Annotated in this window: 5 protein-coding genes; 2 read left to right on the forward strand and 3 right to left on the reverse strand. The window is 71.3% G+C overall.

Annotated features, from left to right (window positions below; all coding sequences use genetic code 11):
* Positions 1–136: 136 nt before the first annotated feature.
* Positions 137–1,417, reverse strand: a complete 1,281-nt coding sequence (locus QM595_RS10515; RefSeq protein WP_415171498.1) for an acetyl-CoA C-acetyltransferase — start codon at positions 1,415–1,417, stop codon at positions 137–139.
* 129 nt (positions 1,418–1,546) lie between these two features.
* On the opposite strand from QM595_RS10515, the gene QM595_RS10520 reads away from it, so the two are divergent.
* Positions 1,547–2,881, forward strand: coding sequence for a 3-oxoacyl-ACP reductase (locus QM595_RS10520; protein ID WP_415171499.1), 1,335 nt, complete (start codon positions 1,547–1,549; stop codon positions 2,879–2,881).
* Entirely contained in the window at positions 2,881–3,774 is an 894-nt protein-coding gene (locus QM595_RS10525) for a MaoC family dehydratase (RefSeq protein ID WP_415171500.1), read from the forward strand. Before QM595_RS10520 ends, QM595_RS10525 begins: the two co-directional genes overlap by 1 nt.
* Here the strand turns inward: QM595_RS10525 and QM595_RS10530 are convergent.
* Together QM595_RS10530 and QM595_RS10535 are read right to left on the reverse strand one after the other, a co-directional pair.
* The gene (locus tag QM595_RS10530) at positions 3,766–4,644 is read right to left on the reverse strand and encodes an acyl-CoA thioesterase (RefSeq protein ID WP_415171501.1); all 879 of its coding nucleotides are present in this window, start codon (positions 4,642–4,644) and stop codon (positions 3,766–3,768) included. The two genes, QM595_RS10525 and QM595_RS10530, sit on opposite strands and share 9 nt — an antisense overlap.
* Complete coding sequence (locus tag QM595_RS10535; RefSeq protein ID WP_415171502.1) at positions 4,641–5,576, reverse strand: proteasome assembly chaperone family protein; 936 nt, start codon at positions 5,574–5,576, stop codon at positions 4,641–4,643. The genes QM595_RS10530 and QM595_RS10535 overlap by 4 nt, the downstream gene beginning before the upstream one ends.
* Between the last annotated feature and the right edge of the window lie 224 nt (positions 5,577–5,800).

The following is a 5,800-nucleotide window of genomic DNA, read 5'->3' on the forward strand; positions in this document are numbered from 1 at the left end:
AGAAGTGCCGGTCTTACAACCCTCGAGTCGGCAGAAGTGCTGCTCGCTCACCCGCACTTCTGCCGACTCGGCACTCTCCTGACCCGCACTTCTGCCGACTCGGCACTCTCCTGACCCGCACTTCTGCCGACTCGCGCTATCGCTCCAGGATCGCGACGACGCCCTGGCCACCGGCCGCGCAGATCGAGATGAGCCCCCGACCGCTGCCCTTCTCGGCCAGCAGCTTGGCCAGGTTGTTGACGATCCGGCCGCCGGTCGCGGCGAAGGGGTGACCAGCCGCCAGCGAGGAGCCGTTGACGTTGAGCCGCTCGCGCGGCACCGTGCCCAGCGGCGCGTCGAGGCCGAGCCGCTCCTTGCAGAAGACCGGGTCCTCCCAGGCCGCCAGCGTGGCGAGCACCTGCGAGGCGAACGCCTCGTGGATCTCGAAGAAGTCGAAGTCGGCAAAGGTGAGGCCGTTGCGGGCGAGCAGTCGCGGCACGGCGTACGCCGGCGCCATCAGCAGGCCCTCGCCGCCATGGACGTAGTCGACGGCAGCCACCTCGGAGTCGACGAACCACGCCAGCACCGGCAGGTCGTGCGCCGCCGCCCACTCCTCGGAGGAGAGCAGCACCGCCGAGGCGCCGTCGGTGAGCGGGGTCGAGTTGCCGGCCGTCATGGTGGCCGCCTCGCCCTTGCCGAAGACCGGCGACAGCTTGGCGAGCCTCTCCACGCTGGTGTCGGGGCGGAGGTTGTTGTCACGCTCCAGGCCGCGGAAGGGGGTGATCTGGTCGTCGAACCAGCCGCGCTCGTAGGCCGCGGCGAGCCGCTGGTGGGAGGTCGCGGCGAGCTCGTCCTGCGCCTCGCGGGTGATCCGCCACTCCAGCGCGGTCAGCGCGGCGTGCTCGCCCATGGACAGCCGGGTGCGCGGCTCCACGTTGGCCGGGATGTTCGGGATGATGTCGCCGGGACGCACCTTGAGCAGCGCCTTGATCCGGTCGCCGGTGGTCTTGCCGCGGTTGGCCTCGAGCAGGATCTTGCGCAGCCGCTCGCCCAGCGCGATCGGCGCGTCGGAGGTGGTGTCGGTGCCACCGGCGATGCCGGACTCGAGCTGGCCGAGGGCGATCTTGTTGGCGACATAGGTCGCCGCCTGCAGCCCGGTACCGCAGGCCTGCTGCAGGTCGACGGCGGCGGTCTCCGGCGCCAGCCGGGAGCCGAGCACCGACTCCCGGGTCAGGTTGAAGTCGCGGCTGTGCTTGAGCACCGCACCGGCGGCGACCTCGCCGATCCGCTCGCCCTCCAGGCCGAACCGAGCGGCCAGCCCGTCCAGCACGGCGGTGAGCATGTCCTGGTTGGAGGCGGTGGCATAGGCGCCGTTGGAGCGGGCGAACGGGATGCGGTTGCCGCCGAGGACGGCGACCCTGCGGACAGATCTGGACATGCTGCTCATCCTTGCTTCGTCGGGGTTCACAGAGAAGGGTATGAGAGGGACGCCACGAAAAGTGGACACCGAGTTACACCTCTAGTTACATCTTCGCGGGACTACCTCTTCGAGCACGAAGGAAAGACGATGAGCGACAGGTATCAGAGCTTCACCCAGAGTGCCGTGGGCCGGATGCTGGTGAAGAACCTCGGCCTCCCGAGCCCGGCCAGCCTGGAGCGGTACGCCGAGGGCGACCCGCTGGTGCGGGGAACCGTTCTCGTCGGTGGCCGGGGCCGGCTGGCCGAGTCGCTGCCCGGCATCCTGGCCTCGCTCGATATCGAGTCGGCCGACGCGACGGCCGAGGGGGCGTCGTACAAGGGGCTGGTCTTCGACGCCACCGGGCTGACCGACTCCGGCGAACTGGTCGCGCTGCAGGAGTTCTTCACCCCGGTGCTCCGCGCGCTGGACTCCTGCCCGCGGCTGATCGTCGTCGGCACCCCGCCCGAGGCCGTCACCGGCGCCGAGCGGGTCGCCCAGCGGGCCCTGGAGGGCTTCACCCGCAGCCTGGGCAAGGAGATCGGCCGGGGCGGCACCGTGCAGCTGGTCTACGTCGCCGAGGGTGCCGAGGCGGCGGCCACCTCGACGCTGGCCTTCCTGCTCTCCACCAAGTCCGCCTATGTCAACGGCCAGGTGGTCCGCATCGGCGTCCACGGCGCCACGACCGCCGAGCCGGTCGAGGACTGGGCCTGGCCGCTGGCGGGCAAGGTCGCGCTGGTCACCGGCGCCAGCCGCGGCATCGGCGAGCAGATCGCCCGCGTGCTCCACCGCGACGGCGCCACCGTCGTCGGCGTCGACGTACCGCAGGCCGCCGCCGACCTGCAGCGGGTGACCGGCGAGCTCGACGGCGACTGGCTGACCCTCGACATCACCGCCAAGGACGCGCCGCAGCGCATCGCCGCCCACCTCAAGGACAACCACGGCGGCGTCGACATCGTGGTCCACAACGCCGGCATCACCCGCGACAAGAAGCTCGCCAATATGACCGACGAGCGGTTCGCCTCGGTTATCGGGGTCAACCTGACCGCGCCGGAGCGGATCACCGCCGAGCTGCTGACGCAGCAGGTCATCAACCCCAACGGCCGGATCGTCGGCGTCGCCTCCATCGCCGGCATCGCCGGCAATGTCGGGCAGACCAACTACGCCGCGTCGAAGGCCGGCGTCATCGGCCTGGTCGACAGCCTCGCCGACCAGCTGACCGACGGCATCACCATCAACGCGGTCGCGCCCGGCTTCATCATCACCCAGATGACCGCGGCGGTGCCGTTCATGACCCGCGAGGTCGGCGCCCGCCTCAACACCATGGCGCAGGGCGGCCTGCCGATCGACGTCGCCGAGACCATCGCCTGGTACGCCAACCCCGCCTCGACCGCCGTCAACGGCAATGTGGTCCGGGTCTGCGGCCAGATGATACTGGGGGCCTGATGACCACCGGCGACGCGCGGGTGGTCAGCGGACGAGCCGGCCTCGGCACGCTGCTGCGGGCGGCGCTGCCGGCGCTGCCCGTGGTCGGCGGGCTGCCCGGCGTGCGCAAGTCGGGCGGGCCGTTCGAGGGGCTCACCGTCACCCGCGAGCCGGTCACCGTCGAGCGCTCCCACGTCGAGGAGTACGACGCCGTGTGCGGCTTCCCGGTCAAGGACGTCGCGCCGTTGACCTACCCCCATCTGCTCGCCTTCGGGCTGCACATGGCGATCCTCACCGACCCGGCCTTCCCGGCGCCGGCGATGGGCACCGTGCACCTGGAGAACTCCATCACCCAGGCGCGGCCGATCGCCATCGGTGAGACCGTCGAGGTGACGACCTGCGTCGGCCCGGCCAATCCGCACCCGCGTGGGACCGTCTTCGAGCTCGCCACCAGCATCTACGCCGCCCTTCGCGATGGGCAGAGCGAGCTGGCCTGGTCCTCGACCTCGACGTACCTGCGCCGGGGCGAGGGCGATGAGGCCGCGTCCTGGGGCCTCGAGCTGCCCGAGGCGAGCTCCGGTGGCACGGTCTGGTCGCTGCCTGCCGACCTCGGCCGGCGCTATGCCGCCGTCTCGGGGGACTACAACCCGATCCATCTCTACCCGCTCACCGCGAAGGCGCTCGGCTTCGACCGGCAGATCGCCCACGGCATGTGGACGCTCGCCCGCTGCGTCGCAGCGCTGGAGAACCGGCTGCCCGAGGCGGTCCGGGTCGAGGTCGCGTTCAAGAAGCCCGTCTTCCTTCCGGGCAGAGTGGCCTTCGGCTCCCGGCCGCTCGACGACGGCTACGCCTTCTCGCTCACCCGGCCGGGCAGCGACACGGTCCACCTGCTCGGCCGGACCGCCTCACGCTGAAGCGGGGCGCCGCGGCCGGATCAGGCCCTCCTGTGCGGTGGTGGCGACCAGCCGGCCGTCCTGGGTGAAGACCCGGCCGATCGACAGCCCTCGACCGCCCTGGGCCGAGGGCGAGACCTGGTCGTAGAGCCACCACTCATCGGCCCGGAAAGGCTGGTGGAACCAGATCGAGTGGTCGAGCGAGGCCATCTGCACGGCACCGTGTTCGAGGGTGTGCGCGGCGAGCGCCGTGCCCAGCAGCGAGACGTCGCTGGCCCAGGTGAAGGCGCCGACATGGATCCTGGGGTCGTCGGGCAGCCGGCCGTTGATGCGCAGCCAGATCCGCTGCCGGGCAGGGTGCCGCTCGTCCGGCTCGAGACCACCGCCCAGGGTGTGCCCGACGGCGCGACCCTCGATCGCGGCCCACTCCCTGGCGAGGCTAGGGCCTTCCCGGTCGGGGCGGCCGCGCAGCAGCCTCATCAGGTCCAGGCCGTGCTCGGGCGCGAGCACCTGCGGCATGAGGTCCTGGTGCTCGAAGCCCTCCTCCCGCCGGTGGAAGCTGGCGGTGAGGTAGTAGATCGGCCGGCCGTGCTGGCGCGCCGAGACCCGCCGGGTCAGGAAGGAGCGACCGTCGCGGATCCGCTCTACGTCGTAGACGATCGAGCGGGACGGGTCGCCGGCGAGCAGGAAGTAGGAGTGCATCGAGTGGACGAGGAACCCCTCGGGCACCGTACCGATCGCGGCCATCAGCGCCTGCGCCGCCACCTGCCCGCCGAAGGAGCGGCCCCGGCCGTTGTCGTTGGAGACACCTCGGAAGAGGTCGTCGTCGATCTGCTCCAGGTCGAGCACGTCGACGAGCTCCTTGACGGCCAGGTCGGTCTCCTCGCTCAACGCTGGTCCTCGCCGTCGGGGCCGTCCTCGAGACCGGCCAGGAACCGCTCGAACTCGCGGCCCAGCTCCTCGCCGGTGGGCAGCGGCTGGCCCTGGGCCAGCAGGTTGGAGCCGGACTCCTCGGAGTGGGTGAAGGCGTCGTACTGCCTCTCCAGGGCGGCGACCACCTCGGCGACCTCGGCGTTCTTCTCCAGGTAGCCGGCGATCTCGGCGTCGCGCTGGGCCGCCTCCTCGCGGAGGGTGGAGAGGTCGATGGTCAGCCTTGCCGCCAGCTCCACCTGCTCCAGCAGCGCGGCGGCGGCGTGCGGGTAGTCGAGCTGGGCGAGGTAGTGCGGGATGTGGGCGACGAACCCCTGCGCGGGATGCTCCCACTCCCCCAGCCGGATCTCGACGAGGGTCTGTGCGCTGGACGGCACCCGCAGCTCGCCGGCCCAGGGGCTCTCGCTCGTGATCAGGTCGGGGTCGTTGGCGTGCCGGGTCAGCGTGATCGGCCGGGTGTGCGGCACCGCCATCGGCACCGAGCCGAGGCTGATCACCTTGCTCACGCCGAGCCGCTCGACGACGTCGCGGACGGCCCGGGCGAACGCCTCCCAGCGGTTGTCGGGCTCGGGCCCGTGGAGCAGCAGGTACGGCGTCCCACCGGCGTCGCGCAGCAGCCGGACGACCAGCCGCGGCGCGTCGTAGTCCTCGTAGTGGTCGCGCGCGAAGGTGACCGCCGGGCGGCGGGCGCGGTAGTCGTGGAAGGCGTCGACGTCGAAGGTCGCCACCACCGGCGCCGACGGCGAGACCCGGGCCAGGTGACGCGCCGCGATGGCGGCCGCATTGCCGGCGTCGAGGAAGCCGTCGAGCACCTGCACCATCACCAACGGACCCGCATGGCCCTCCAGTGCGGGGACGCTGTCGACGATGTGCACCAGCTTCGATCGCGCCATCGCTGCTCGTCCCCTCTCGTGTCGCTCGTCGTCTCGCCGGCCGCCGCGCCGTCTCCAGTTCACCATGGCGAAGAAGCAGCGTTCGGCAGCCCTCACCCTATTCCCATTACCAGCCAGTAACATCCTCGCCGAGTCGGCAGAAGTGCAGGTCTCAGGAGGCCCGAGTCGGCACAAGTGCAGGCGGCGAACCCGCACTTCTGCCGACTCGGCGGGTTTCAGACCCG

Origin of the sequence: Nocardioides sp., assembly GCF_047607185.1 — a bacterium.
Lineage (GTDB): Bacteria > Actinomycetota > Actinomycetes > Propionibacteriales > Nocardioidaceae > Nocardioides.